Genomic DNA, 26251 nt, shown 5'->3' on the forward strand with positions numbered 1-26251 from the left:
CTTTACTCGCCCTTATTAAGCGAAATCGGCTTCAGCGGATTGTCGACCAGCCCGTACTTGGCAATCAGCGCATCATAGCCGCCATTGGCCTGCAGCTTGTCGAGCGCACCCTTGACCGCGTCGCGCAATTGCGTGCCCTCAGCCGTCTTCGCCAGCGGCGTGCCGACCAGCGTCATCGTGAAGGGCTTGCCGAGCGGGATATAGGTGTTCGGCTCCAGCTTCTGGAAATGGGCCATCGTCTCGCTGCCCTGCACCGCCGCCTGCAAGCGCTGCGTCTTGAGCTGCGTGCGCGCATCGACCGAGCCCTCGGTGCCGACGACGTTGATCGCGGGCTTGCCCTTGGCGACGCAGTTGGCCTGGCTCCACTCGCCGATCTGGACCGGCCAGTTGGTCGAGCGGCTGGCGCCGACCGTCTTGCCGCAGAGGTCTTCCGGAGTCTTGATCTGATCCTTGAACGGCGTGACCGTGTAGAACTGCGCGCCCGAAACCAGATAATCGACGAAATCGACCTGCTCACGCCTCGCCGGAAGGTCGCTCATGCCCGCCATCGCCATATCGACGCGGCCGGTCTGGATCGAGGGCAGCATCTGTGCGAAGGCCGTCTCCTGCCACTCGACCTTGAGGCCAAGTTCTTTGCCGATCGCTTCGCCCAGTTCGATGTCGAAGCCGGAAAGCTGGTTGGTCGCCGGGTCCTTGAAGGCGATCGGCGGATAGTTCGGCTGCGTCGCGATGACGAGCTTGCCGGCGGTCTTGATGCGTTCCGGCAGGGCCTGCGCCTGGGCGGCGAGCGTGGTCGCGGCAAGCAGCGCCGCCGTCAATGTCATGCGAAGCATCTGGTTTTCTCCCTCGGTTGTTTGAAAGCGTATCTTCTGCGTACCAGCCCCACCGTGATTGCGAGCGTCAGACAAGCAATCCAGGGGACGTAGAGCTCTGCCGCCTCTGGATTGCTTCGTCGCTATGCTCCTCGCAATGACGACAAAGCGGATCGAACCTTCAGCGAAATCACTTGAGCACGGCGGCGATGAAGTCACGGGTGCGCGTCTGCGTCGGTGCCACCAGCACGGTCTGCGGCGGCCCCTGCTCGACGATCTCGCCCTTGTCCATGAAAACCACGTCGCTTGCCACCTCGCGCGCGAAGCCGAGCTCATGCGTGACGACGATCATGGTCATGCCCGACGCCGCGAGATCGTGCATCACAGTCAAAACCTCGCCGACCAGTTCGGGGTCCAGCGCAGAGGTCGGCTCGTCGAACAGCATCAGCTTGGGCTTCATCGCCAGCGCACGCGCAATCGCGATGCGCTGCTGCTGGCCGCCGGACAGTTCGCTCGGATAGGAATCGCGCTTCTCGGCGAGGCCGACCCGCTCCAGCAGCGCCATCGCCTCGGCGACGATCTGCTTGCGCGGCTGCTTCAACACCGTCAGCGGCCCCTCGATGATGTTCTGCAGGGCCGTCATGTGGTTGAACAGGTTGAAGCGCTGGAACACCATGCCGGTGGCGAGCCGCTGACGCGCGATCTCGACATCGCTGAGTTCATGCAGCTCCTCGCCGGCGCGGCGATATCCGATCAGTTCGCCATCGACGGCGATCGCACCCTTGTCGATCTTCTCGAGCTGGTTGATGCAGCGCAGCAGCGTCGATTTGCCCGAGCCGGACGGCCCGATGATGCACTGCACGGAGCCGGGCGCGACCGAAAGCGAAACGTCGTTCAACGCCTTCAGCTCGCCGAAGAACTTGCTGACATGGGCGATCGTGACGATCGCAGGCGCGCCAGTCACTATTTCAACCGCGCTCATGCTGCCTCCCGCGGCACGGCGGCGCGTTTGGCGGGACGGCGCGTGCCCCGGCCCTTGGAGTAATAGCGTTCGAGGAAATACTGGCCGATCTGCAGCAGCGTCACAACGATCAGGTACCAGCCGGCGGCGACGATCAGCAATTCGATGACGCGGGCATTGGCGTAATAGATCGTCTGCGCGTTGCGCAGGATTTCCGAATACTGGATCACGCTGGCGACAGAGGTCAGCTTCACCATGCTGATCACCTCGTTGCCGACCGGCGGGATGATGACGCGCATCGCCTGCGGCAGCATGATCCGGCGCAGCGTCGTCAGCCGCGTCATGCCGATCGCCTTGGCGGCTTCGGTCTGGCCGGTATCGACGGAGAGGATGCCGCCGCGCACGACCTCAGCCGTATAGGCGCCCTGGTTCATGCCGAGCCCAAGCAGGGTCGCCATGAACGGCCCGATGATGTCGATGGTGCGCCACGAAAAAAGGCCGGGGATACCGATAGTCGGGAAGACCAGCGCGAGGTTGAACCAGATCAGCAGTTGCAGCAGCAGCGGCGTGCCCCGGAAAAACCAGATGTAGAACAGCGCCACCCCACGCAGCACGGGATTGGGCGACATGTACATAACCGCGAAGACGACGCCGAGCACGACGCCGAGCGCCATCGCACAGACCGTCATGATCAGCGTATTGCCCAAGCCTGAGAGGATCGCCGGCGCGGTGAAGAACTGCGCGACGACCGGCCAGGCGATGTCGCCCTTGGCGAAGGCGAAGCCCATCCACACCAGCACGGCGATGATGAGCACAGCCGCGATCCAGCGCCCGTAAAAACGCCGCGGCACGATCCGGAGGCCAGCGACACGCGCCAGCTCCTCGCCGCCGACATGCGAGACCGCTCCGCTCATCGCAACGCCCCTTCCCCGCACCAGCCCTCGAAGGCGGCAAGCTTTTCGCGGAACCGGCCGATCTGCGCGACGACCTGTGCCGGAGCGGTGCCGCCATGACCGCTGCGGGCCGCAACAGCCGCGTCGAGCGTCAGGCAGTCCAGCACGCCGGCATCCAGCCGTGGATCGACGGCCCGGAGATCGACAGCGTCGAGCCTTTCAAGATCGCGCCCCATTTCCTCGCAATAGCGCACCAGCGCCCCCGTGATCTCATGCGCCTCGGCGAAGGGAATTCCCTTGCGCGCGAGATAGTCCGCGACCTCCGTCGCCAGCGTGAAGCCCAGCCCGGCTTGCGCCCGCATCGGCGCGGTATGCACCTCCATGCTGGCGATCAGCCCGGCGAAGGCCGGCAGCACCTGCTCCAGCACGTCCACCGCGTCGAAAGCCGTCCGCTTATCCTCCGCCAGATCGCGGTTATAGGAAAGCGGCAGCCCCTTCAACGCTCCCAGCATCGTCACCACGTCGCCGGCCAGCCGCGAGGCGCGCCCACGCGCAATTTCCGCGATGTCCGGGTTCTTCTTCTGCGGCATGATCGAGGACCCGGTGGCGAAACCGTCGTCCAGCGTGACCCAGCTGAACTGGCGCGAGGTCCACAGTGTCACCTCCTCGGCGAGCCGCGAGAGGTTGGTCAGTGTCAGCGCCGCGACGAACAGGAATTCCGCGACATGGTCGCGCGCCGCCACCGCATCGACCGAATTCTCGAAGGGCGCATCATAGCCGAGCGCCGTGGCGCTCAGTTCCGGGTTCAGCGTGATCGCCGAACCCGCAAAGGCCGCCGCGCCCAAAGGCGACTGCCCGGCGCGCTTTTCCCAGTCCGCGAGACGCGAGGCATCGCGCAGCAGCACCTGCCCATGCGCCATCAGCCAATGCCCGAACGTCGCCGGCTGGGCGTTCTGCAAATGGGTGAAGCCCGGACAGATGCTTGCCGCATGCTGCTCCGCTTGGTCGGCGATTGCAGTCAGCAGATCCGCGAGCATCCCTCCGAGCGGGCGTGACGTCTGCCGCAGATAGAGCTTGAGATTATTCGCCGCCTGGTCGTTGCGAGAGCGCCCTGCCCGCAGCTTCGAGCCGATGACACCGGTGCGCTCGGTCAGCACGCGCTCGATGAAGGTGTGGACATCCTCGTCCCCAGCGCTCGGCGCAATCCGGCCCGCAGCAAAATCAGCCGCGATCGCATCGAGTGCCTCAAGGATCGTCTCGCGCTCTGCCGCATCCAGCAGACCCGCTCGGGCCAGTTCAGCCGCATGCGCCTTGCTCCCGGCGATGTCCTGCGGCACCAGCCGGGCATGCTCGCCGGCCGCGCTCGACAGCTTCATCAGCCGCGGGTCCGGCGGCTTGCGGAACCGGCCACCCCAAAGACGCGTCGTCTGGTTCATGCTGCCGGCTCCTGCCCCTCGGGCAGAATGACCTCTTGACCGGCGAGCCAGCAAACGAAACCATCTCCCGGCCCTAGTCGCAAAAGGAATACCCTATGGCCGCAGGCCGGCCACCTCCTTCATCGACCGCACTGCGAGCCTTCGCAACCGTTGCCCGCCTCGGCTCGACGGCGCGGGCCGCCGTTGAGGTCAACCTGACGCAAAGCGCGGTTTCCAAGCAGATTCTGTCGCTGGAACAGCACCTCGGCGTGATGCTGTTCGACCGAAACCCACTGGGGCTGAAGCTGACCGAGGCCGGCGCGATCTACCTGCCTTACGCGCAAGCCGCGCTGGAGCAGATGGGTCGCGGCGCGATGCGGCTGACCGAGCGCGCCGCCATCGCCCGGCCGATCCGCCTGCATATGGTCGCGGTCGCCGGCGAGCGCTGGCTGATGGAGCGTTTTCCCGCCTTCGCCCAGGCTCATCCCGGCATCGACGTGCAGTTCACCAACTATGTCAGCGAGAGCGAGAGTGAAGAGCCGGATATCGAGATCAACCACGGCACGCCGCCCTGGCCGGACCGGCAGGCACACTACCTCTTCGGCCGCGACGTGGCGCTGGTCGCAGCGCCGGAACTGATCGAGCGCATGGGCGGCTTCAGGCGGCCCGGCGACATCCAGAAGATGACGCTCCTGCAGCACTTCCAGATGCCGACCTTCTGGGCCGAGTTCACCGAGGCCCATGGCCTGCGCGGTGCCGTGCCGGCCCATACCGTCCGCTACGGCTATTATTCGGTGATCACGCGGGCGGCCGTCGCGGGACTTGGCGTCGCGCTGGCCCCGCGCTGCTATGTCGCCGAGGAACTGGCTTCAGGCGCATTGGTCAACCCGCTCGACCTCGGCTTCGCCAGCGCGATCGGCTGCTGGCTGACCTTGAAGCGCGACGCGCCGAAACGGTCGGGGCTCGACGAATTGCTGGCCTGGCTCTTGTCGGAAGCAGCGACCTTCGACGCCGGCACCCGCGCCTGAGGTGCCGGGCCTCCACAGGGATCAGCCGCGCGCGAACGTCTCGTCGAAGGCATAGCCCGCGCCGCGCACCGTGCGCAGCGGGTCTTTCATGTCGGTGGGGGTGATCGCCTTGCGCAGCCGCCCGACATGCACATCGACGGTACGCTCGTCGATATAGACGTCCCGCCCCCAGACGGCATCGAGCAACTGGGCGCGCGAATAGACCCGGCCCGGCGCCTGCATCAAAAATTCGAGCAGGCGGAACTCGGTCGGCCCGAGATGCAGCTCGCTGCCGGCGCGGCGCACGCGGCGCGTCGTCCGGTCGAGTTCGAGATCACCCGCCTGCAGCAGCCCGGCGACATGCCCCGGCTTCGCCCGGCGCAAGAGAGCCTGGATGCGTGCGATCAACTCTGGCAGCGAGAACGGCTTGACGACGTAATCATCGGCACCCGTCGCGAGGCCCCGCACGCGCTCGGTCTCCTCGCCACGCGCGGTCAGCATGATGATCGGCACGCGCTCGGTGTCGCGGCGCGAGCGAAGGCGGCGGCACAGCTCGATGCCGGAAAGACCGGGCAGCATCCAGTCGAGAAGCACGAGGTCCGGCGTCGAGTCGCGCAGATGCAGCTCCGCATCGTCGCCCCGCGCCACGCTGTCGACCTCGAAGCCCTCGGCTTCGAGATTATAGCGCAGGAGCAGGGTGAGCGGCTCTTCGTCCTCGACGATCAGGATGCGTGCGGCCATGGCTGGTTCCGTTCTTGGCGTTCAGCGGGCTCTCCCCGTCATGCTTAGCCCTGGGGCGAGCATCCACGTCTCGAACACCACGCTCGCCGAAGGAAGATGTGGATGGTCGGCGAAGAGCCGACATGACGGGGGCCGACCATGACGGGTGCAGACCCCGCCGGGCGATCTGCGTCAGCTTTCCACCGGCTCGAGCGAAATATTCGTGGTGTCGAGCTTCGGCCGGTTCGTATCGAGCGAGTCGCCGGTGATCAGATAGTGGATGGTCTCGGCGATGTTGGTGGTGTGGTCGCCGATGCGCTCGATGTTCTTGGCGCAGAACAGAAGATGCGTGCAGAAGGTGATGTTGCGCGGGTCTTCCATCATATAGGTCAGGAGTTCGCGGAACAGCGAGGTGTAGAGCGCGTCGATCTCGTCGTCGCGGCGCCAGACCTCCAGCGCCTTCTGCTCGTTGCCGGCGGCATAGGCGTCGAGCACGTCCTTGAGCTGGGCCTGCACCAGCCGGCTGATGTGCTCGAGGCCGACGACGGCGCGGTGCGGCGGCTGGAACTGGCCGGCGATGGCCACTGCGCGCTTGGCGATGTTCTTGGCGAGATCGCCGACGCGCTCGATGTCGGCGGCGATGCGGATGGCCGAGATCAGCTCGCGCAGGTCGTTGGCGAGCGGCTGGCGGCGCGCGATGGTCAGCACCGCCTTCTCCTCGACCTCGCGCTGGAGATTGTCCAGGCGCTGGTCGGCGCTGATGATCTTCTGGGCGAGCGCGGTGTCGCGGCGCACCAGCGCCACGGTCGAGTCGCCGAGCATGCGCTCCGCCATCCCGCCCATTTCGGCGAGGCTGCGGCGGATGCCTTCAAGGTCGGTATCGTAGGAACGAACGATGTGGTCGGTCATGTGGTGCTCCTCCGGCGCATCGGCCCGAAAAGTGGAAACCGGTTTTCGGGCAAGCCGATACGAAACAAAATCGCCGCTCAGCCGAACCGGCCGGTGACGTAGTCCTGCGTCTGCTTTTTGGCCGGGTTCATGAAGATCGTGTTCGTCGGCGCGAACTCGATCACCTCACCCAGATACATGAAGGCGGTGTACTGCGAGATGCGGGCCGCCTGCTGCATGTTGTGCGTCACGATGGCGATCGTGAAATCGCTCTTCAGCTGCTCCAGCAGATCCTCGATCTTGCCGGTCGAGATCGGGTCGAGCGCCGAGGTCGGCTCGTCGAACAGGATCACCTCTGGCTTCTGCGCGATGGTGCGCGCGATGCACAGGCGTTGCTGCTGGCCGCCCGAGAGGCCCATGCCGGAGCTCCGGAGCTTGTCCTTGACCTCGTCCCACAGCGCGGCGCGGCGCAGCGCGCCCTCGACGCGATCGTCGAGCTCGGATTTCGGCGGCTTCTCGTACAGGCGGATGCCAAAGGCGACGTTGTCGTAGATCGACATCGGGAACGGCGTCGGCTTCTGGAACACCATGCCGACACGCGAGCGCAGTTCGTTGACGTCGACGTCGTTGGAGATGACGTTGCGCCCGTCGAGCATGACCTCGCCGGTCGCCTTCTGTTCGGGATAGAGCGAATAGATCCGGTTGAAGATGCGCAGCAGGGTCGACTTGCCGCAGCCCGACGGGCCGATCAGCGCCGTGACGTGCCGGTCGCGGAAGTCGAGGCTGATGTTCTTCAGCGCCTTGTGCTCGCCGTAGTAGAAATCGAGGTTCTTCACCGCGATCCGGACGGGAGCAGCGGCGTCGAGCGTCTGCGGGGAAAGTTCAAGGGTCGAGAGCATCGACTGAGGTCCCTCAGGGTCGGGGCGATAATGCGGTTTCAGTTCTCACTTACCGCCGGCGACGATACGCCGGGCGATGAGCGAAAGGATGAGGATGGACATGGTGATGATCAGCGACCCCGCCCAAGCGAGCTGCTGCCAGTTTTCATAGGGCGCGGAGGCGAATTGGTAGATCGTGACCGGCAGATTGGCGATGCCGCCTGCCAGGCTGGGCGAAAACCAGGAATTGTTGTTTAGCGCGGTGAAGATCAGCGGCGCCGTCTCCCCGGCGATGCGGGCGAGCGCCAGCAGGATGCCGGTGACCATGCCCGATTTCGCGGCGCGCCAGGTCACGGCGGTGATCACCACGGAGGGCGGTGCGCCCAGCGCCGAGCCAGCCTCCCGCAACGGGCCGGGCACCAGGCTCAGCATGTCTTCCGTGGTGCGCACGATGACCGGGATCGCGATGATGCCGAGCGCCACGCCGCCGGCCCAGCCGGAATAGCCCCGGAAGGGCTCGACCAGGATGACGTAGACGAACAGGCCGATCAGGATCGAGGGCGCCGAAAGCAGGATGTCGTTGATGAAGCGGATGATGTTGGCGAGCTTCGAGCTGCGGCCGTACTCCGCCAGCCAGGTGCCGGCCAGCACGCCGACCGGCGTCGCGACCGCGATGCCGAGGAAGGTCAGCACGATCGAGCCCACGATCGCGTTGGCGAGACCGCCGCCCTCGGAGCCCGGACCCGGCGTGACATGCGTGAAGGTCGCGAGCGAGAGCCCGCCGATGCCCTTCACGATCAGCATGCCGAGGATCCAGAACAGCACGAAGATGGCGATGAAGGTGAAGCTCGTCGCGATGATCTTCATCGCGCTGTCGGCCGTGCGGCGGGCCGGGCGCACGCGGCCCCACGGGATGTGGGAGGAGGTTGCCGGGGCGGAGGCGGTGCTCATGCTCATCTCAGGTCCCAGCCTCAGAACTTCTTGACGCGGGCGACAAGCAGCCGCGCGATGACAAGGACGACAAAGGTGACGAAGAACAGGATGCAGCCCAGCGCGATCAACGAATTGAGCTGCAGGCCCATTGCCTCGTTGAACTCGTTGGCGATACGCGAGGCGATGGTCGAGCCGGGATCGAGGATCGAGGCCGAAAGCCGGTTGGCGTTTCCGACCACGAAAGTGACCGCCATCGTCTCTCCGAGCGCGCGCCCCAGACCCAGCATGATCGCGCCGATGATCGAGACCCCGGCCTGCGGCACCAGCACATGGCGCACGACCTCCCAGGTCGTGGCGCCAATGCCGTAGGCGCTTTCGCGCAGCACGGAGGGGATCTGCTCCAGCATGTCGCGGGTGATCGAGGCGATGAAGGGCACGATCATGAAGGCCAGGATGATGCCGGCCGTGAAGATGCCGAGGCCCGACGGCGAGCGCGAGTAGAAGATCGTGCCGATGACCGGCATACCCTCGACGACGTTCGACAGCGGGATCTGCACATATTGCGCGAAAAGCGGCGCGAAGACGAAGAGCCCCCACATGCCGTAGATGATCGAGGGAACGGCGGCGAGCAGCTCGATCGCGGTCGCGACCGGCTTCTTGAACCAGGCCGGCGCCAGCTGCGTCAGGAAAATCGCGATACCGAGCGAAAGCGGCACGCCGATCAGAAGCGCGATCAGCGCGGTCGAGAGCGTGCCGACGATCGCCGGCCAGGCGCCGTACTGATCGTTCTGCGTATCCCAGACACTGGATGTGATGAAGCCGAAGCCGAACTCGCGGAAGGCGGGCCAGCCGCCGATCACCATCGAGAGCATGATGCCGGCCAACAGCACCAGCACCAGCAGCGCGGCAAGGAAGCTGGCATGGCGGAAAACGAGATCGAACGTCGCCTTCGGCGCCTTGCGGATCGCGGGTCCTGTGCCGGGAAGGCTTGTCATGTCGGTCACTGCGGTCATCCGCGAGGCTCCGGCGGGCCCCTATCCCATAACGAGAGAGGGGTAAGTTAAAGGTTCAATGTCGGCCCGCCACGTCATGCTCGGGCTTGTCCCGAGCATCCACGTCTTGAACACGACATTCGACCAGCGAAGACGTGGATGGTCGGCACAAGGCCGACCATGACGGCGAGAGGCTTCAATTGCGCCTCGGTGTCTAACCTATCCAGAGATCGGCAGGCGATCAGAAGATCGGCTTACCGGAATTGTCGGTCACGCCCTTCCAGGCAGCCCGGACGTCGTCCTTCAGCTTGGTCGGCAGCGGCACGTAGTCCATGTCGGTCGCCAGCTTGTCGCCGCTCTTGTAGGCCCACTCGAAGAACTTCAGCGCAGCCTGCACGTCGGCGGCGTTGTCCGGCTTGGCATGGACGAGGATGAAGGTCGCCGAGGTGATTGGCCAGGCATCCTTGCCCTTCTGGTTGTTCAGCGAGATGCCGAAGCCGGGCTGTTCCTTCCAGTCGGCGGTGGCGGCAGCCGCCTGGAACGCCTCGATCGTCGGCATCGGGAAGTTGCCATCGGCGTTCTTCACGAGCGCATAGGAGAGCTTGTTCTGCTTGGCGTAGGCGTATTCGACGTAGCCGATCGAGTTCGCGACCTGCTTCACCGAAGCCGAGACGCCCTCATTGCCCTTTCCGCCGATACCGACCGGCCACTGCACCGACTGGTTGTTGCCGATCTTGGTCTTCCACTCCGGCGAAACCTTGGAGAGGTAATCGGTGAACACGAAGGTCGTGCCCGAGCCGTCGGAACGATAGACCGGGTTGATGTTGGCGTCGGGCAGCTTCAGATCGCCGTTGAGCGCGACGATCTTGGGGTCGTTCCACTTCTTGATCTCGCCCATGTAGATCCCAGCGACGATCTCGCCCGAGAGCTTGAGCTTGCCGGGCTCGATGCCGACGATGTTCACGGCCGGCACGACACCGCCCATCACGGTCGGGAACTGGACGAGGCCGTCCTTGGTCAGCTCTTCGCCCTTGAGCGGGGCATCGGTGGCGCCGAAGGCGACGGTCTTCGCCTTGATCTGGCGGATACCACCACCCGAGCCGATCGACTGGTAGTTCAGGCCCGTGCCGGTCTCTTTCTGGTAGGCCTCGGCCCATTTGGAATAGATCGGGAACGGGAAGGTCGCGCCGGCGCCGGTGATGTCGGCAGCCTGGGCGGGACCGGCGATCCCGGCGGCTACGGCCGCGAGAACGAGAATTTTGCGCATTGAGATGTCCTCACTGGGTCTCTGCTTCAGCGACCCTGTCAGAACACCCTCCATATGACAGCCACATGACATTTCGTCACGAAAGCTGTCATGAAAGCCCGATGCAACCCAAAGTCAGCCGCCGCGATGCGCGTGGAAACGCGGCATGATCGCCTTGAAGGTCGCGCCTTCACCCGGCTTGCTCTCGATCGTCAGCCGGCCGCGATGGCGCAGCACGATGTGCTTTACGATCGCCAGACCGAGGCCCGTGCCGCCCGCCTCCCGGCTGGCCGCGGTGTCGACGCGGTAGAAGCGCTCGGTCAGCCGCGGCAGATGCTCGGGGGCGATGCCAGGTCCGTCGTCGCGTACGCCGACGCTGGCCTCGTCGTCCTGCGCCACGACGGTGATCGAAACCTCGCCGCCGCGCTTTCCATATTTGATCGCGTTCTCGACGAGGTTTTCCATCAACCGCAGCAATTCGTCCCGGTCGCCCGGCACCTGCACCGGCCCGGACGGGACTGCGAGTTTCAGTGAAACGTCGCGCTCGCGCGCCATCAGCGTCAGCGAATCCACGATCTCGCGCGAGATGCCGGCAAGATCGACCGGCGTATCGGGCGCGACATGCGCCCGTTGCTCGATGCGCGAAAGCGACAGCAGGTCGTCGACGAGCCGCGCCATGCGCAGGCCCTGGTCGCGCATGATGCCGAGGAAGCGTTCGCGCGCCTTTTCGTCGTTGCGGGCGGGCCCTTGCAGGGTCTCGACGAAGCCGAGCAGCGACGCCAGCGGCGTGCGCAGCTCATGGCTGGCATTGGCGACGAAATCGACCCGCATCCGTTCGATGACGCGCTGCTCGCTGAGGTCCTGGAATGTCAGCAGCGTCGCGTGCCGCCGTCCGTTGCCGGAGAAGGCCGCGATATGGATGCGGAAGGTGCGCTCGACAGGCACACGCTCGATCAGCTCGATGATCTCGCGCCCGCCGCGTCGCGAGACCTGTTCGATTGCCTCGATCAGGTCGGGGTCGCGCAGCACCAGCGCGAGCAGCTTGCCGATCTCCAGCCCCGGAATCAGCGCCCGGATGGCCGGGCTCAGCGCTTGCGCCACCCCCTGTTCGTCGAGGAGCACGACCGGCGCGCCGATGGCATCGATCAGGCTGCGCGCGGTCGCGGGAGGAAGAACGGCGATGTCGATCATTGAAACGCCCGGAGCTGCCGCCTGTTGTCGGCCCGGCTCTTCCTGCGCATATGCACCGAGGGCGTCAATTCCCTTTGGTGAGACAGCCGGCTAGGCTTATGGCCGACGCGGCTGGATTGCGGACGACGAGGTAAAACCATGAAAAAGAAGAATTCAGGCTCGGAGATGAAGGACACGATCCGGATTTCCTCCGAGGCCGAGCCGGCCATGGACGCCGCCGCCAAGAGCCAGAAGATCAAACCGACAAAAGCGCAGAAATCCAGGGCCGCGAAGAACGGAGGCTTCGACATCGAGGCCGATACGCTGCCGGAAGCGATCGTCGACGCCGCCTATCACAGCGGCCACTATCCTTATGGCAAGCGGATGAAGCGCAAGCGCTACGAGCGCGAGATGGAGCCGCTGCAGATCGAGCTGCAGAAGCTATCCCGCTGGGCCGCCAAGCAAGGCGAGCGCATCGTCATCGTCTTCGAAGGCCGCGACGGCGCGGGCAAGGGCGGCACCATCGCCCGCTTCACCCAGCACCTCAATCCGCGCGAGGCCCGCATCGTCGCCTTGTCCAAGCCGTCGGACACCGAGAAGGGGCAATGGTATTTTCAGCGCTATGCCGCGCGCATGCCGGCAGCAGGCGAGATCGTGTTCTTCGACCGCTCCTGGTACAACCGCGCCGGCGTCGAGCGGGTCATGGGCTTTTGCAGCCCGGAGCAGACCGAAGCCTTTCTCCGCGAGGCGCCGGTCTTCGAGGGCATGCTGGTGCGCGACGGCGTCCGCGTCATCAAGCTCTTCCTCACCATCGGCCGCGAGATGCAGATGCAGCGTCTGCACGCCCGCTGGCATGATCCCCTGAAGCGCTGGAAGCTCTCGCCGATCGACTTCGAGGCGATCCCGCGCTTCGACGACTATTCCCATGCCTTCGATGAGATGCTGGCGCGCAGTTCGAGCGAGGCGCCGTGGCACGTCGTCCGCAGCAACGATAAGCTTCGGGCCCGGCTCGAGGCGATCCGCCATGTGCTTCTGTCGGTGCCCTATGCGGACAAGGACGAGAAGGCGATCGGCTCGCTCGACGACGAGATCGTCGTCACGGTGAGCCGCTATCTCGCCAAGGGCGGCGAGCCGGAGAGCTGAAAGAGCTGGATCGGTTTCGACCCGACCAAACCGTCATTGCGAGCGCAGCGAAGCAATCCAGGGAGACCAGGCTGACCGGCCAACCCAATTCTGGGTTGCTTCGTCGCTACGCTCCTCGCAATGACGGCCCAGCCGGCCTCAGGGACCCATCAGCAGGTTCGGCAGCCAGGTCGTCAGCGGCGGCCAGAGCGTGATCATCGCCAGCACGACCAGCAGCGGCACGAGCCAGGGCAGGATCGCCCGGGACATCGTCTCGAACGAGACGTTGGCGATGCGCGTGACCACGAACAGCACGACGCCGATCGGCGGATGGATCGTCCCCAGGATCAGGTTCAGGATCATGATGATGCCGAACTGAACCGGGTCGATGCCGAAGCTGTTCGCCGCCGGCACCAGAATCGGGATCAGGATCAGCATCGCCGCCAGCGCCTCCATGAAGCAGCCGACGATGAGCAGGATCAGGTTGCAGACCAGAAGGAAGACCAGCGGGTCCTTGATCGTCTCGACGATCAGCGGCGTCAGCGTCTGCGGCACCCGCGAGATCGACATGCACCAGCCGAGCGCGCCCGCCGCCATCACCAGCACCGTGACGAGGCCCGTCGTTTCCACCGTCTCGATCAGGATCGGGCCGATCTGCTTCAGCTCAAGCGTCCGGTAGACGAAGAAGCCGAGGAACAACGCGTAGATGCAGGCCACTGCCGCGGCCTCGGTCGGTGTGAAGGCGCCGGAAAACATGCCGCCCAGGATCAGCGGCGGCGTCATCAGGGCGAAGAAGCCCTTGAAGAAGGTCCGGCCGATCTCGCGGAAGCCCTTGAAAGGCTCCTTCCGGAAGCCCTGCCGCTTGGCGATCATCGCGACCATCACCATCAGGGACAGCCCCATCAGGATGCCCGGCACGATCCCGCCGATGAACAGCCGGCCAATCGAGACATCCGCCGTCACGCCATAGATCACCATCGGCAGCGAAGGCGGAATGATCGGGCCGATCGTCGCCGCCGCCGCCGTAATGGCGGCCGCGGTTTCAGGCCGGTAACCGGCTTTCTTCATTGCCCTGATCTCGATCGCGCCGGAGCCGGCGGCATCCGCCACCGCCGAGCCGACCATGCCGGCGAAGATCATGCTAGTCAGGATCGAGGCATGGGCATAGCCGCCGCGCACCCAGCCGATCACCGCCGTAGCGAAGGCGACGATGCGGTCGGTAATGCGCGCCGCGCCCAGAATACTGCCCATCAGGATGAAGAGCGGCGCCGCGACGATCGGGAAGGAGTTCATCGCCTGCGCCATCTTCTGCGGCACGATGGTGGCCGAGAGGTCACCGATCAGCACGAAGGCGAAGGCGGCCAGCCCCATCGAGGCGAACAGCGGAAACCCAGCGAGGATCGACAGCAGCCAGACGCCGGCGATCTGGAAGATCAGCGTGGTCATTCCACGATCTCCTGCACCGGCGTCTCCGCCTGCAGCGTGACCTGCGGCGGCACGCTCCACAACCGAGCGCTTTCGATCAGTTCCGCTGCGCCCTGAAGCGCGGTGACGAGCCCCGCCAGCAGCATCGGCGCGTAGAGCAGCCCCATCGAGAGCGGCACCGTGGTCGCCTCGAGGTCCCAGTTCACGGCGACCAGATGGACGCTGTAGCTCAGGATCATCAGCCCGAACGCGACCATGGCGAGCTGCATCACGATCTCGGCCGTCCGCCAGGCGCGCGGCGGCAGCAGATCATGGAAGAAGCGGATGCGGATATGGGCGCGCTTGCGGCTCGCCAGTATCCAGCCGTTCACCGCGAGCCAGAGCATCAGGAAGCGGGACATCTCGTCGGTCCAGATCAGAGGCTCCCCGAAGGCCCGCGTCACGATACCAAGCGTCACGACGACGAGGAGCACGACGATGAGGATGGCGGCGAGCCCTTCCATCGTCCGGTCGAAAACACGGGTCCAGATCATGCGGATCGTCTCTCGTTCGACGGCGGCCGAACTCCAGCCTTCATCCTGAGGAGCGCTTCGCAGAAGCGCGTCTCGAAGGTGGTCCAGCTGGTTCCGGAGCCTCCTGAAGCATCCTTAGAGACGCCGCTCGCGGCTCCTCAGGATGAGGGCTGTTCCAGTCAGGGCATCAAAGCGTCTGGATGCGGTCCCAGAGGCCCTTGCCCCATTTGCTTTCGAACTTGGCGGGCAGGCTCGCGAGCACCGGCTTCCGGAACGCCTCCTGATCGGGCTTGAGCACGGTCATGCCGGCCTTGCCGAGGCTCTCGGCCAGCCCCTTTTCCTGCTCCAGGATTTCGTTGTCCTGCCAGGCGGCGGCCTTGTCGACCGCCGCGACGATGACGGTCCGGTCGGCCTCGGGCAGCTTCGACCACGTCGCCTCGTTCACAATGACGAGGCGCGGCGTGATGATGTGAGCCGTCAGCACGAGGTATTTCTGCACTTCGGCGAGCTTGGCCGAGGCGATGGTCGGCAGCGGGTTCTCCTGCCCGTCGACCGCGCCCTGCGACAAGGCCAGATAAAGCTCGGAGAAATTCAGCGGCGTCGGCCGTGCGCCCCAGGCCTCGGCCATCGCGCGGAAGGTATCGACCTCCGGCACGCGCAGCTTGAAGCCCTTCATGTCCTCGACCGAATTGATCGGCTTCTTGCCGCTGGTGAGGTGGCGCACTCCGTAATAGTTCACGCCGATCATCCGCATGCCGCGCTTGGCGACGAGCACCGCGTTGAGCTCGTCCATCAGCGGGGATTTCAGCGCCCGGATCATATGGGCGGCGTCCTTCCAGATGTAGGGCGCCTCGATGATCGAGATTTGCGGTACGAACTGACCGAGTTGCGCGGCGCCCTCCGTCACCATGGTCAATGCGCCGCTGGCGACCGATTCCACCATGTCGCGCGAGGAGCCGAGCTGGCCGTTCGGGAAGGACTGCACATCGATCCGACCGCCGGTCTTCTCCTTGATCTCGGCCGCGGCCCTGACCGCGCTTTGCGGCGAGGGATGCGTCGCCGGCTGGCCGTCGGCCCAGCGCAGGACGAGCTGCTGAGCCCGCAGGATCGAGGGCATCGCGATCGCGGCTGAGCCTGCTGCCGCAGCAGTGAGGATCTCGCGTCTGGTCTTCGTCGTCATGGCGTCCCCTCCAAGGAACCGGCCCGATTTCGGGCTCGTCGGTCAGCCGCTCTTGCGGCGCATTTTCAATACTGCATCGCCCTCGCGCGGGCGTTCCCGATATGGATGCTCATCTCATCGGCCGCGCGCACAGGGTCGCGGCTTTCGATCGCGGTGATGATCTTCAGATGGTCGCGCATCACCGGCACCAGGATGTGGTTCTGGATGCGCGTCTCGTATTGCCGGATCAGCCGGATCTTCAACCAGGTGACGCGGAAGGATTGGCTGACGATGTCGTTCTCCAGATGGTCGATGATCGCCTCGTGCATCAGGCGGTCGACATCCTCCGCGTCCTCGATCAGGCTCTCGTCGCCGCCGGCCTCGGCGCGCGCGATGATGGCCTCATGCCGGGCGCGCTGCCCGGCGATCTCCTCGTCGGTGGCGCTCGCGGTGTAGAGCGCCGTCGCCTCCCGCTCGAGGAAGAGCCGGAACTGGAAAGCGTTGCGGATCAGGTTGAGATCGACATGGGCGACCTGCATGCCCCGTTGCGGCACCGTCTTGATCAGCCCTTCCGCTTCCAGTCGCGGCACCAGCTCGCGGATCGCGCCCAGCGGAAACCCCGTCATCGCGACGAGTTCGCGCTGGGTGACGAACTGGCCGGGCTTGATCTCGCGCGCCAGCAGCCGCTCGGTGAAGGAGGCATAGGCGCGCTCCCTCAGCTTCAGCGGCTCAGCCTCGCGCGGTTCAAGCTCCGGCTGGTTCAAGTGTCGCTCCTCAAGCGGCTTTGGCCTGCGTGATCGAATCGAAGGCTGCGAACAGCCGCTTGCGGGCGGGCTCGTCCAGCGCCTGCAGCGGCGCGCGCATCGGCCCGAAACCGCTGTCGCCATGGACATGGCCGGTCAGCGCCTTCACCGACGCGATCACCGGCCCCGAGCAGATCTCGTCGACCAGCGCGTTGACGACCGGGCTGTCCTTGCCCTCGTAGACCATCGGCCGCAGCAGGTGCGGGATCAGGTTGGCGACGCCGCAGATCGACCCCTGCGCGCCGTTGCGGACCGCTTGCGCGAGCTGGCGCTCGTCGCCGACGAGGATGGCGAGTTCGCCATGCGCCTTCAGCAGCGCCTCGGTGTTGGCATAGCTGCCCGACGAATCCTTCACACCGCTGATGACGCCCGGGAAGGCCTTCTTCAACCGCTGGACGAGGTCCACGCTGATATCGACTGCCGTCACCGAAGGGATATGGTAGAGAATTATGCCGCGCGCGGAGGCGCCGAGCTTTTCGATGAACTGGACGAACCAGGCATAAAGCCCGTCATCGCTTACGCCCTTGAAGTAGAAGGGCGGCGCGACCAGCAACCCCTTCGCGCCGGCGTCCAGCGCGACCCGCGCCTGCTCGATCGCCTCATGCAGCGAGGAGGCGGCGATGCCGGCATAGATTTGCTTCGAAGGATCGATGCCCGCGCCCATCAGCGCGCCCATCATCGCCGTGCGCGCCGGCAGGCCGAGCGCCGCGCCCTCCCCGGTCGTGCCGTAGAGCGTGACCGAGTCGCAGCCATGGGCCAGAACATGTTTGGCGTGATGCACGAGGCGCGGCAGGTCGACGCCGCCACCCTCCCGCATCGGAGTGGTCATGGCACAGGAGAGGCCGAAGCGGTTGGGCGAGATGGCCATCGGAGAAAACTTTCGGGGCTGAGTCGTGACTGACATGTCGGTTTAGGCAGGACAGCCCCGGCGGATCATCCCGCCAGAGCCGCTATAGGAATTCTGCTAGCCGTCCTTGAGACCGCCTGCGGACAGACCGGCAACGATCTGGCGTTGGGCGAGGATGGTGACGATCAGAACCGGCGCCGTCACCAGCAGGGCCGCGGCCGCCAGCGGGCCCCAGGATATCTGCTCGAAGGTCAGCGAGTTGTAGACGGCCGAAGGCAGCGTGCGGCTGCCCTTGCCGCCCAGCACCACCGAGAAGATGAAGTTGTTCCAGGAGAAGATGAAGGCGAGGATGCCGCCGATGACGATGCCGGGCTTGGCCAAGGGCAGCGCGACATGCAGAAACGCTTGCCAGCTCGTCGCCCCGTCGATGCGCGAGGCGTCCTCCAGCTCCATCGGAATGTTCTCGAAATAGCCGATCATGATCCAGACGATGATCGGGATGGTGATGACGAGATGGGTGATGACCAGCGCCGTAATCGAACCCACCAATCCCGCGATCTGAAACAACAGGAACAGCGGGATGAGATAGGACAGGGCCGGCGTCATCCGCGCCACCAAAATCAGGACGGCGAATTTATGCGCCTTGCCGCGCGCGATGCCGTAACCGGCCGGCACGCCGACCAGCAGCCCGATCAGAACCGCCCCGCCCGTGACGAGAATCGAGTTCCAAAGATAGAGCCCGAAATTGTTCTTGGCGAACACGTCGACATAGTTCGCCAGCGTCGGCGGACTCGGGATGAAGACGGGCGGGAAGGCAGTGTTGTCGAGTTCGTTCTTCAGCGACAGCGAGATCATCCAGAGGAAGACCAGCACCGCAGGCGACACCAGCACGAAAACGGAGAGCCAGAAGCCGAATTTCTTGGCGATGCGCTTCATGCCGAAACTTCCCCCGTCATTGCGAGGAGCGAAGCGACGAAGCAATCCAGGAGGACTGGGCTGATCACCGCATGCGCCCGGCCGGATGTCTCACCCGGTCCCACTGGATTGCTTCGCTGCGCTCGCAATGACGGCTGAGTGCGTCGGGCGTCCATCACGCGTTCCACTTCGACTTCTGCCGCGCATAGAGCAACAGCAGCGAGAGCATGATGATGATGATGAAGAAGATTACCACGACGGCCGAGGCATAGCCGATCTTGTAGAACTGGAAGGCCTGCAGATAGAGGAAGATGTTCATCGTCTCCGAGGCTGTTCCCGGACCGCCCTGCGTGATGACGAAGATCGTGTCGAAGGCCTTCAGCGCATCGATGGTGCGGATGACGATCGCGACCATGATGAACGGCCAGACCAGCGGCAGCGTGATGTGCCGGAACATGTGCCAGTCGCTGGCGCCGTCGATCAGCGCCGATTCATAGGGCTCCTTCGGCAGGCCGGCGAGCCCGCCGAGCACGATCAGCATGACCAGCGGCGTCCAGTGCCAGACCTCGACCATGACCAGCGTCGGGATGACCGTGCCGGGATCATAGACCCAGGCCGAAGGCCCAATGCCGACCAGCGACAGCAGATAGTTCAGTACCCCGAGCTGCGGATGGAACATCATCGTCCAGACCAGCGCCACCGCGACCGGCGTCGCCATCATCGGCATGATGAAGATCGTCCGCAGGATGCCGCGTGCCGGAAATTCGCGATGGAACACCAGCGCCGCCGCCGTGCCGAACAGGATCGGCAGCACCACCGCGAGTACGGTGAAATAGGCCGTATGCCCTAGCGTCTCGAGGAAACGCTGATCCTTCGCCAGGTCCAGGAAATTGCCGAGGCCGACGAATTCGATCCCGCCACCGATCTTCCAGTCCTGCGTGGACATGAACAACGTGAACAGCCACGGGAACACGATCACAGTGGCGATGACCAGCACGGCCGGCAATGAGAACAGCCAGTAACGCGGCGTGAAATCGGCCGAGACCTTGGCCGGCGACGGCGCCGTGCCGCTCATGCTTGCTGGAAGAGAGGTGCTGGTCATACGTTCTGCTTTACCCGGAACCGATCGTCATGCTCGCCCTTGTGGCGAGCATGCACGCCTTGAACACGACACTCGACCAGCGAAGACGTGGATGGTCGGGACAGGCCCGACCATGACGCTTGCTGGACGACCGTCCGCTCAGCCCTGCTCGCTCTTGACGAGCACAGGCGCGAAGGTCTCGGTCGCCTTCTTGAGTTCAGCCGCGACATCGCCGCCGCCGATCGCATTGGTCAGCGCCACGCCGAAGACGTCGCGGAACTCGGTCACCGGCACGATCTGCGGCAGGCCGGCGCGCGCGATCTTCGCCGAGCCCAACAGGCACTCGAAATACTGCTTGCCGAACTTCGAGGCCTGGATCGTCTCCGTGTCGAGATAGGCCGAAGAGCGGCCGGGCGCGCCGGCGCCGCTCTTCAACATCGCGATCTGGTTCTTCTTGTTGGTCATGAACTGGATGTAGAGCCAGGCCGCTTCCTTCTTGGCGGAGCCGCGCGAGATGCCCATGCCGTCGGCGAACATGCCGGCGTAATGCGCCTTCGGCCCGGGCGGGGCGATGCCGTAGCCGACCTTGCCGACGATGCGCGACTTGGTCGGGTCCTCCAGCGGGGTCGCGAAGCCGATGCCATCGAGCCACATCGCGGCGCGGCCCTGCATGAAGGTCGTCTGGCACTCGTTCCAGTTGAAGCCGACGGAGCCGAGCGGACCGGTCTCCTTGTTGAGCTTCCGGTAGAGGTCAGCCGCCCAGATCGCCTCCGGCGTATCGGTCGCCAGCTTGCCCTCGGGGGTGACCGTCTCCATGCCCTGCCCCAGCATCAGCGAGGTCCAGACCGGGACGTTGGCGTTCTTCAGGCCGCGCGAGACGAAGCCGGCGATGCCCTTGGCGGGGTCATGCAGCTTCTGCGCGACGGTGAACATCTCGTCCATCGACTTGGGATAGGCCACGCCCTTCGCGTCGAAGAGCTCCTTGTTGTAGTAGACCACCCAGTAGTCGACGAAGAACGGGATCGTATCGAGCGATCCGTCCGCCTGCCGCGCATAGGCGACGGGGCCTGCGCCGAAATCGGCGAAGTCGAAATCGGGCGCCGTCAGCGAAGCGTTCTTGATCAGCGGGTCGAGGTTCTCGAACCACTTGCCCTTGCCGGCCATGCGCTTCTGCACATGCAGCGAGATGCCGCTGACGTCGAAGGAGGGCTTGCCCGCAGCGAATTCGATCACCGCCTTCTGGCGCTGCTGCTGCTCCGGAACCTGCTCCGAAGACACCTTGATGCCGGTGAGTTCGGTGAACTCCTTCTCGGCCTGCTGCATCAGGTCGGAGCGCGGGTTCTTCACCAGGAGCGCGTCGATCGATTGGCCCGAAAACTTCTTCCAGTCGAAAGCGCCCTGTGCCTGCGCCTTGCGCAGCACCAGCGGCGAGGCGATCGCAGCGGCGCCGCCTGCCAAAAGAACACGACGGGTCGGCTTGAGAAGGTGATCGGTCATCGGCGTCCTCCCACGGACATGAAATGCGGCCCTGATACGAGCCGCTTGATCCTGCGCCCTTGGCGGGCTTTGCTGCGCAGCGCGGCACTGACTCTGGGTCAGGTCGGCTGCGATCGGACTGGACGCTAATCCCGTTTCACGCCGGTTGCAAGCTGACATGTTGGCGTGCAGACAGTGTATCGGTGGGCCGCCAACCGGCGGTTGCAAGGCCGGAGAAGAACCTGTGACCGACGCCATCCGGGAAACGATCCGCATCGATTCCCATCAGCATCTCTGGCAGATCGATCGCGGCGATTACGGCTGGCTGACCTCCGATCTCGCACCACTCTACCGCGACTTCACCGCAGCCGATCTTGCTCCTCTCCTCGCAGCTGCCGCAATCGATGCAACCATCCTCGTGCAGGCCGCGCCCACGGAAGCCGAAACGCGCTTTCTCCTGACGACAGCGGCCGAAACGCCCTTCGTGGCCGGTGTCGTCGGATGGTGCGACTTCGAGGCGCCGGACGCCGAGGTTTGCATCGCCTGCCTCGCGGCCGACCCGCTTCTCGTCGGCCTCAGGCCGATGGTGCATGACATTCCCGATCCGCACTGGCTCGCCCGGCCCGATCTCGCACCAGCCTTCGCCGCGATGAACCGGCACGGCCTCGTCTTCGACGCGCTGGTCAAGCCGCCGCATATCCCCGCGCTGCTCGACCTGCTTGACCGCGAGACCGAGCTTGCGGTGGTGATCGACCACGGCGCCAAACCTGATCTCACCGGCACCGACCTCACCGCCTGGCATGAAGGCATCACCCGGCTCGCGGCGCGGCCGAACACGGTCTGCAAGCTCTCCGGCCTCGTCACCGAAGCCGCTCCCGACTGGACCATCGCAACGCTGCGCCCTGCCTTTGACCATCTGCTCGCCTGCTTCGGACCCGACCGCCTGCTCTGGGGCAGCGATTGGCCCGTCGTGACCTTGCGCGCCCCTTACGCCCGATGGCTGGAAACCACCGAGCGCCTGACCGAAACCTTGTCGGTCGACGAAAAAACCGCGATCTTCGGCGGCAACGCCGCGAGGGTCTATCTGCGTCAGCGTGGCCGAAATCTGTCGAAGACGCTCAGCGACCGTTCATCTTCACCGTCCTAGCTTCCGTCCGCTGCCCGACCGCCCGGAATGACCCGTCCGGCCGTATGCACACCGACAGGCACCCCATCTTGGGGGAGGACCACTATGAAACAGACCCATTTCGCGCTCGCTGCCGGCATCTTCGCGCTTGCCGGCGGGTTCATCGTACAGGGCTCGACGCCAGCGCTCGCGCTGACGATGAAGGAATGTTCGACCAAGTATCAGTCCGCCAAGACCGGCAATACGCTGAACGGCCAGAACTGGAACGACTTCCGCAAGGCCCAGTGCGGCGACACCGCTGCCGCCACCCCCGCAGCGACCCCGGCTGCGGCGCCTGCCGCGGCTGCGCCGGCCCCCGCCAACCCGATGAAGCCCGCGCCGACCACCGCCGCAGCCCCCGCCGCGCCCAAGCCGATGGCTGCAGCCCCGATGGCCCCGGCCGGCAACGCCGTCTTCCCGGCCAAGGTCGACCCGAAATATTCGCAGCTCTCGGCCGGCAAGCAGCGCTTCAAGACCTGCGACGACCAGTACAACGTCAATAAGGCCGCCAACGGCAATGGCGGGTTGAAGTGGATCCAGAAGGGCGGCGGCTATTACAGCCAGTGCAACGCCAAGCTGAAGGGCGCCTGAGCGACCCGACTTTTCTCGAGCCCGGCAGGTCGCCGGGCTCGGCCTCAGCTTCAGCTTCCCTTGGCGATGGCCTGCTTCAGCCGCGCCACCGCCTCGCTCGCGCCGGCCTTCACCGAGACATCCTGCTTCTCGTTCTCGCGCTCGATCATCTCGATCAGCGCCTCCGGCGTGATCGCCTCCCGCGCAGCGGTCAGCTTCAGCACGGCATTGGCGACGATGTTCGGCCAGAACGCCGCCCCGCCCTTGGCCAGGCCCTTGGCCTTGCGCCCCTCGAATTCACGGGTGAGCTGTTCGGGGGTCTTCTGGGCCATCGGAAATTCCGCTGCGTTCGGGCGAGTCGGGGCTCGATTAGCATATCGCGACGGTTGGTGCGTCTGCTCGCTTTAGCTTGGCGCTCCTTGGAAACGCGTGTCATCCCGGACGGAGCGAAGCGGAGATCCGGGATCCATGCCGGAACCGTTCCGGAATGGATCCCGGGTCAAGCCCGGGACGACGGCGCGTTTCCGAGACAAATCGGCATGCCCTCACCCCTCCAGCCAGGACTTCATCACCCGCCAGAAGGTGAAGCGCTGCTTGCTGGAGACCAGCGTGTGCGCCGCGCCCGGCACGATGGTGAGCTGCTTGTCGCCATTGGGCAGCTTCTTGAAGAAGTCGCAGATGTCGTCCATCGAGGCGATGCCGTCGAACTCGCCGCTGATCATCAGCACCGGCGCGGTCACCTTGTCGGGATGGACGATCGGCAGGTTCGCCGTCATGTCGAGATAGGTGCCGGCGGGCACGCTGTCGCCGAAGGGCAGCTCGGCCTTGATGAAGGCGTCGATCACGTCTTGGTCGGTGGTGTTGGGCTTGTCGCGGGTGAAGATGCTGGTCAGCATGCCGGCATCGCGCGGGCGCCGCGCATGGGTGCGGAAATACTCCGCCTGCTCGGCGCGCTTGCCGAGCGTGCCCGAGCCCTGGCCGGTATAGGTGAAGGCCTGCAGCACCAGCCGCCCGACACGGTCGGGCCGCGCCATCGCATAGCCGCCGACGCGCAGCGCGCCCGAGCTTTCCCCCATCATGTGCATGCGCTCCTGGCCGGTCTCCTTGCGCACGAGATCGCCCGCCGCGATCAAATCGGCGACGCCGCTGGCGATGTCGGAATTGCCCGCCGTGCGGGTCGAGTTGCCATAGCCCTCATGGTCCATGGTCCAGACATCGTAGCCCCAGCGCGCCGCGACGTTCATCATCGAGACGTCGTCGCGGCCGGGAATGGTGAGGTCGTAGGTCGGCCGGCCCGAGGCCGATGAACCGTGCACGAAGAACAGCACCGGCAAGGGCTTGGCCGGATCGGGCGGGCCGACGCGCTTGCGATAGACCGCGAGCTCGACGCCGGGCGCCTTCGTGACCTTGTAATCGGCGCTCCAGATCGGCACCGGCTCGGCCGCTTGCGCGCTGCCCGCACCGAGCGCGGGAACGGCGGCCGCCAACGCGGCGCCCTTCATCAATGTCCGACGGTGAAGCATGGTCGACCCTCCCGGAGCCCTTTTGTGATTGGCGTCACAGTAGGAGGCGCAAGGCTGGCGTCACAAGCCGGAAGGCGCGCGCGCCCCCTGCCCGGAGATCACCCCTGCGTGATCGTCCATGCCTGATGGCCCCGGCCGCGCGGGTGCGGCGAGGTTCGAGAGCGAGGGGCAGCGGAGCGCCGCGAGGCGCGGGGGTTAGAGGCCGCATCCATTGAGCCAGGACGCGGCGCGGGCAGATTGAGCCACTGCCCGCACGCCCCGTGGCGCTCCGCTTCAGGCGATTTTAAAGTTCCGGGCCGCGCTTATAAGGAAGGCGTCGCATCGTGATCATCGTCCGCCCGGCTTGAGGCCAAGGCCACTGGCACCGAACCGGAAGGGGCTGATCCCTCGCCGGCCCGATACGGCCCTGGTCCCTTAGCCGCGCTCGCGAAACCCGAAACGCGTCGCATCCCGTCCAGCGAGCTCCTCGCACAGGGATCGTAATGTCCCCAGGGCGGTGCCCCGAAACCTCCCGGGAGCGGATCGTGACTCCACCCGCAGGCGCCGACCCCACCCCGCCAACGGCACACCTCCGGATGGCTGCCCCTCGGGGATGAGGTGGGTCAAGGATAGGGGTGTGGTGGGAGGCGGGGATAAGTTTCGAGCGCTGGCCTCCTCACCCAGATGGGAGACCGCGTGCCATGGATTATTCGACTGCCAAGAGTTCAAGCAGCTCATCGCCGCTGCACAGCGCTTCAAGGCCGCTTCATCCTATCGCTGAACGACGTGACCGAGATGCGCTAGCTGTTCGCCTGGGCCACGATCGAGACGGTCGAGCTGACGTATCAGGCTGGCGGTGCTGACAAAACCAGGCGCGTCCACAAGGTGATTATCACTTAGTTATGCTGGCGCATCGCAGTAGGATGCCGTGCTGAGCCACAGGAGGCCGACCATGGCTGAGACCGACATTGAATGGACAGATGCGACCTGGAACCCCGTCGCCGGGTGTTCAATCGTTTCTGCTGGCTGCACGCACTGCTACGCCATGGAGATGGCACGTCGGCTGGACGCGATGGGAATCGAGAAATACAGCGGTTTGGTCCGAAAGAGCGGCAACCGCACGATTTGGAACGGCGTCGTGCGAGAGGATCAAGCCGCGCTGGCTATTCCGGCGAGATGGTCACGGCCACGGAAGATCTTCGTGAACTCGATGAGCGATCTGTTTCACGAGGCGGTCTCGGAAAGTTTCATCGCACAGGTCTGGGAGGTGATGGAAAATACGCCTCGCCATCATTATCAGATACTGACCAAGCGGCCCGATCGTATGGCCCAAGTGCTTCAGAGCTGGGGTAGGGAGCCCTTACAGAATGTCTGGCTCGGCACGAGCGTAGAGAATGCGGGAGCAGCCGGTCGCATAGACATGCTCCGAGCGGTGCCCGCGAGCATACGCTTCATCTCGTTCGAGCCGTTGATAGGATCCGTCGGCGATGTCGACCTTAGAGAGATCGACTGGGCGATCGTCGGCGGTGAGAGCGGTCGATTTGCGCGACCAATCCGGGAGGCGTGGATCGACGAGATCCACGCTCAATGCACCGTCGCCGGCACCGCTTTCTTCTTCAAGCAATGGGGAACCTGGGGAAAAGACAACAAAAAGAGGTCCAAGAAGGCGAACGGGCGCGAATATCGCGGAAAGTTATGGGACGAAATGCCGAGCACTGAGCAGCGGGTGTAGGGCCATAGGCCCTTTTGGGGGTCGGCC

General features: G+C 65.1%; 26 protein-coding genes. 5 read left to right on the forward strand and 21 right to left on the reverse strand.

Going from position 1 to position 26251, the window contains the following annotated elements; all coding sequences use genetic code 11:
* Positions 1-2 precede the first annotated feature (2 nt).
* From AC1DR6_RS15345 to argH, 4 genes are all read right to left on the reverse strand, one after another.
* Entirely contained in the window at positions 3-824 is an 822-nt protein-coding gene (locus AC1DR6_RS15345) for an ABC transporter substrate-binding protein (protein ID WP_476830223.1), read from the reverse strand.
* A 178-nt stretch (positions 825-1002) separates the two neighbouring features.
* On the reverse strand, positions 1003-1794 hold the full coding sequence (locus AC1DR6_RS15350) for an amino acid ABC transporter ATP-binding protein (RefSeq protein ID WP_476830111.1): 792 nt from the start codon (positions 1792-1794) through the stop codon (positions 1003-1005).
* Positions 1791-2687: an amino acid ABC transporter permease gene (locus AC1DR6_RS15355; protein WP_476830112.1), complete on the reverse strand. Its 897-nt coding sequence runs from the start codon at positions 2685-2687 to the stop codon at positions 1791-1793. Before AC1DR6_RS15355 ends, AC1DR6_RS15350 begins: the two co-directional genes overlap by 4 nt.
* Positions 2684-4102 carry an argininosuccinate lyase gene (gene argH / locus AC1DR6_RS15360; RefSeq protein ID WP_476830113.1) on the reverse strand — a complete coding sequence of 473 codons (1419 nt, stop codon included), beginning with the start codon at positions 4100-4102 and terminating at the stop codon, positions 2684-2686. The genes AC1DR6_RS15355 and argH overlap by 4 nt, the downstream gene beginning before the upstream one ends.
* Before the next feature lie 95 nt (positions 4103-4197).
* Between argH and AC1DR6_RS15365 the strand changes: the two genes are divergently transcribed.
* Entirely contained in the window at positions 4198-5109 is a 912-nt protein-coding gene (locus AC1DR6_RS15365; RefSeq protein ID WP_476830114.1) for a LysR substrate-binding domain-containing protein, read from the forward strand.
* 21 nt (positions 5110-5130) lie between these two features.
* Here AC1DR6_RS15365 and phoB read toward each other — a convergent pair whose 3' ends face one another.
* The 7 genes from phoB to AC1DR6_RS15400 form a co-directional block, all read right to left on the reverse strand.
* On the reverse strand, positions 5131-5829 hold the full coding sequence (gene phoB, locus AC1DR6_RS15370) for a phosphate regulon transcriptional regulator PhoB (protein ID WP_476830115.1): 699 nt from the start codon (positions 5827-5829) through the stop codon (positions 5131-5133).
* Between the two features lie 171 nt (positions 5830-6000).
* Complete coding sequence (gene phoU / locus AC1DR6_RS15375; RefSeq protein ID WP_476830116.1) at positions 6001-6717, reverse strand: phosphate signaling complex protein PhoU; 717 nt, start codon at positions 6715-6717, stop codon at positions 6001-6003.
* A 77-nt stretch (positions 6718-6794) separates the two neighbouring features.
* The gene (gene pstB, locus AC1DR6_RS15380) at positions 6795-7595 is read right to left on the reverse strand and encodes a phosphate ABC transporter ATP-binding protein PstB (RefSeq protein ID WP_476830117.1); all 801 of its coding nucleotides are present in this window, start codon (positions 7593-7595) and stop codon (positions 6795-6797) included.
* Positions 7596-7640: 45 nt separating this feature from the next.
* Positions 7641-8525, reverse strand: coding sequence for a phosphate ABC transporter permease PstA (gene pstA / locus AC1DR6_RS15385; RefSeq protein WP_476830118.1), 885 nt, complete (start codon positions 8523-8525; stop codon positions 7641-7643).
* 20 nt (positions 8526-8545) lie between these two features.
* A complete protein-coding gene (gene pstC / locus AC1DR6_RS15390; RefSeq protein ID WP_476830119.1) occupies positions 8546-9520 on the reverse strand; it encodes a phosphate ABC transporter permease subunit PstC in 975 nt (324 codons plus the stop codon).
* Between the two features lie 220 nt (positions 9521-9740).
* Entirely contained in the window at positions 9741-10766 is a 1026-nt protein-coding gene (pstS, locus tag AC1DR6_RS15395; protein ID WP_476830120.1) for a phosphate ABC transporter substrate-binding protein PstS, read from the reverse strand.
* Between the two features lie 114 nt (positions 10767-10880).
* Positions 10881-11936 (reverse strand): ATP-binding protein, encoded by a 1056-nt coding sequence (locus tag AC1DR6_RS15400; RefSeq protein ID WP_476830121.1) that lies wholly within the window; start codon positions 11934-11936, stop codon positions 10881-10883.
* 165 nt (positions 11937-12101) lie between these two features.
* Here AC1DR6_RS15400 and ppk2 point away from each other — a divergent pair, with 165 nt between their 5' ends.
* Positions 12102-13058: a polyphosphate kinase 2 gene (gene ppk2 / locus AC1DR6_RS15405; RefSeq protein ID WP_476830224.1), complete on the forward strand. Its 957-nt coding sequence runs from the start codon at positions 12102-12104 to the stop codon at positions 13056-13058.
* A 138-nt stretch (positions 13059-13196) separates the two neighbouring features.
* Here ppk2 and AC1DR6_RS15410 read toward each other — a convergent pair whose 3' ends face one another.
* The 8 genes from AC1DR6_RS15410 to AC1DR6_RS15445 all read right to left on the reverse strand — a co-directional run bounded on the left by AC1DR6_RS15410 (position 13197) and on the right by AC1DR6_RS15445 (position 21276).
* On the reverse strand, positions 13197-14483 hold the full coding sequence (locus tag AC1DR6_RS15410; protein ID WP_476830122.1) for a TRAP transporter large permease: 1287 nt from the start codon (positions 14481-14483) through the stop codon (positions 13197-13199).
* The gene (locus AC1DR6_RS15415; protein WP_476830123.1) at positions 14480-14995 is read right to left on the reverse strand and encodes a TRAP transporter small permease; all 516 of its coding nucleotides are present in this window, start codon (positions 14993-14995) and stop codon (positions 14480-14482) included. Before AC1DR6_RS15415 ends, AC1DR6_RS15410 begins: the two co-directional genes overlap by 4 nt.
* A gap of 166 nt (positions 14996-15161) precedes the next feature.
* Entirely contained in the window at positions 15162-16154 is a 993-nt protein-coding gene (locus tag AC1DR6_RS15420) for a sialic acid TRAP transporter substrate-binding protein SiaP (RefSeq protein WP_476830124.1), read from the reverse strand.
* 65 nt (positions 16155-16219) lie between these two features.
* The gene (locus AC1DR6_RS15425) at positions 16220-16897 is read right to left on the reverse strand and encodes a GntR family transcriptional regulator (RefSeq protein WP_476830125.1); all 678 of its coding nucleotides are present in this window, start codon (positions 16895-16897) and stop codon (positions 16220-16222) included.
* A 10-nt stretch (positions 16898-16907) separates the two neighbouring features.
* On the reverse strand, positions 16908-17804 hold the full coding sequence (locus tag AC1DR6_RS15430; protein WP_476830126.1) for a dihydrodipicolinate synthase family protein: 897 nt from the start codon (positions 17802-17804) through the stop codon (positions 16908-16910).
* Positions 17805-17900: 96 nt separating this feature from the next.
* A complete protein-coding gene (locus tag AC1DR6_RS15435) occupies positions 17901-18719 on the reverse strand; it encodes a carbohydrate ABC transporter permease (protein ID WP_476830127.1) in 819 nt (272 codons plus the stop codon).
* 154 nt (positions 18720-18873) lie between these two features.
* Positions 18874-19800 (reverse strand): carbohydrate ABC transporter permease, encoded by a 927-nt coding sequence (locus tag AC1DR6_RS15440; RefSeq protein ID WP_476830128.1) that lies wholly within the window; start codon positions 19798-19800, stop codon positions 18874-18876.
* Positions 19801-19938: 138 nt separating this feature from the next.
* Positions 19939-21276, reverse strand: a complete 1338-nt coding sequence (locus AC1DR6_RS15445; protein ID WP_476830129.1) for an ABC transporter substrate-binding protein — start codon at positions 21274-21276, stop codon at positions 19939-19941.
* 223 nt (positions 21277-21499) lie between these two features.
* Here AC1DR6_RS15445 and AC1DR6_RS15450 point away from each other — a divergent pair, with 223 nt between their 5' ends.
* Positions 21500-22402, forward strand: a complete 903-nt coding sequence (locus AC1DR6_RS15450) for an amidohydrolase family protein (protein ID WP_476830130.1) — start codon at positions 21500-21502, stop codon at positions 22400-22402.
* 84 nt (positions 22403-22486) lie between these two features.
* Positions 22487-23011 (forward strand): hypothetical protein, encoded by a 525-nt coding sequence (locus tag AC1DR6_RS15455; RefSeq protein ID WP_476830131.1) that lies wholly within the window; start codon positions 22487-22489, stop codon positions 23009-23011.
* Between the two features lie 50 nt (positions 23012-23061).
* Here AC1DR6_RS15455 and AC1DR6_RS15460 read toward each other — a convergent pair whose 3' ends face one another.
* Positions 23062-23322, reverse strand: coding sequence for a hypothetical protein (locus tag AC1DR6_RS15460; RefSeq protein WP_476830132.1), 261 nt, complete (start codon positions 23320-23322; stop codon positions 23062-23064).
* Between the two features lie 213 nt (positions 23323-23535).
* The gene (locus AC1DR6_RS15465; RefSeq protein ID WP_476830133.1) at positions 23536-24513 is read right to left on the reverse strand and encodes an alpha/beta hydrolase; all 978 of its coding nucleotides are present in this window, start codon (positions 24511-24513) and stop codon (positions 23536-23538) included.
* Between the two features lie 931 nt (positions 24514-25444).
* Between AC1DR6_RS15465 and AC1DR6_RS15470 the strand changes: the two genes are divergently transcribed.
* On the forward strand, positions 25445-26224 hold the full coding sequence (locus tag AC1DR6_RS15470) for a phage Gp37/Gp68 family protein (RefSeq protein ID WP_476830134.1): 780 nt from the start codon (positions 25445-25447) through the stop codon (positions 26222-26224).
* Positions 26225-26251 lie beyond the last annotated feature (27 nt).

Source organism: Allobosea sp. P5_A5 (assembly GCF_056400625.1).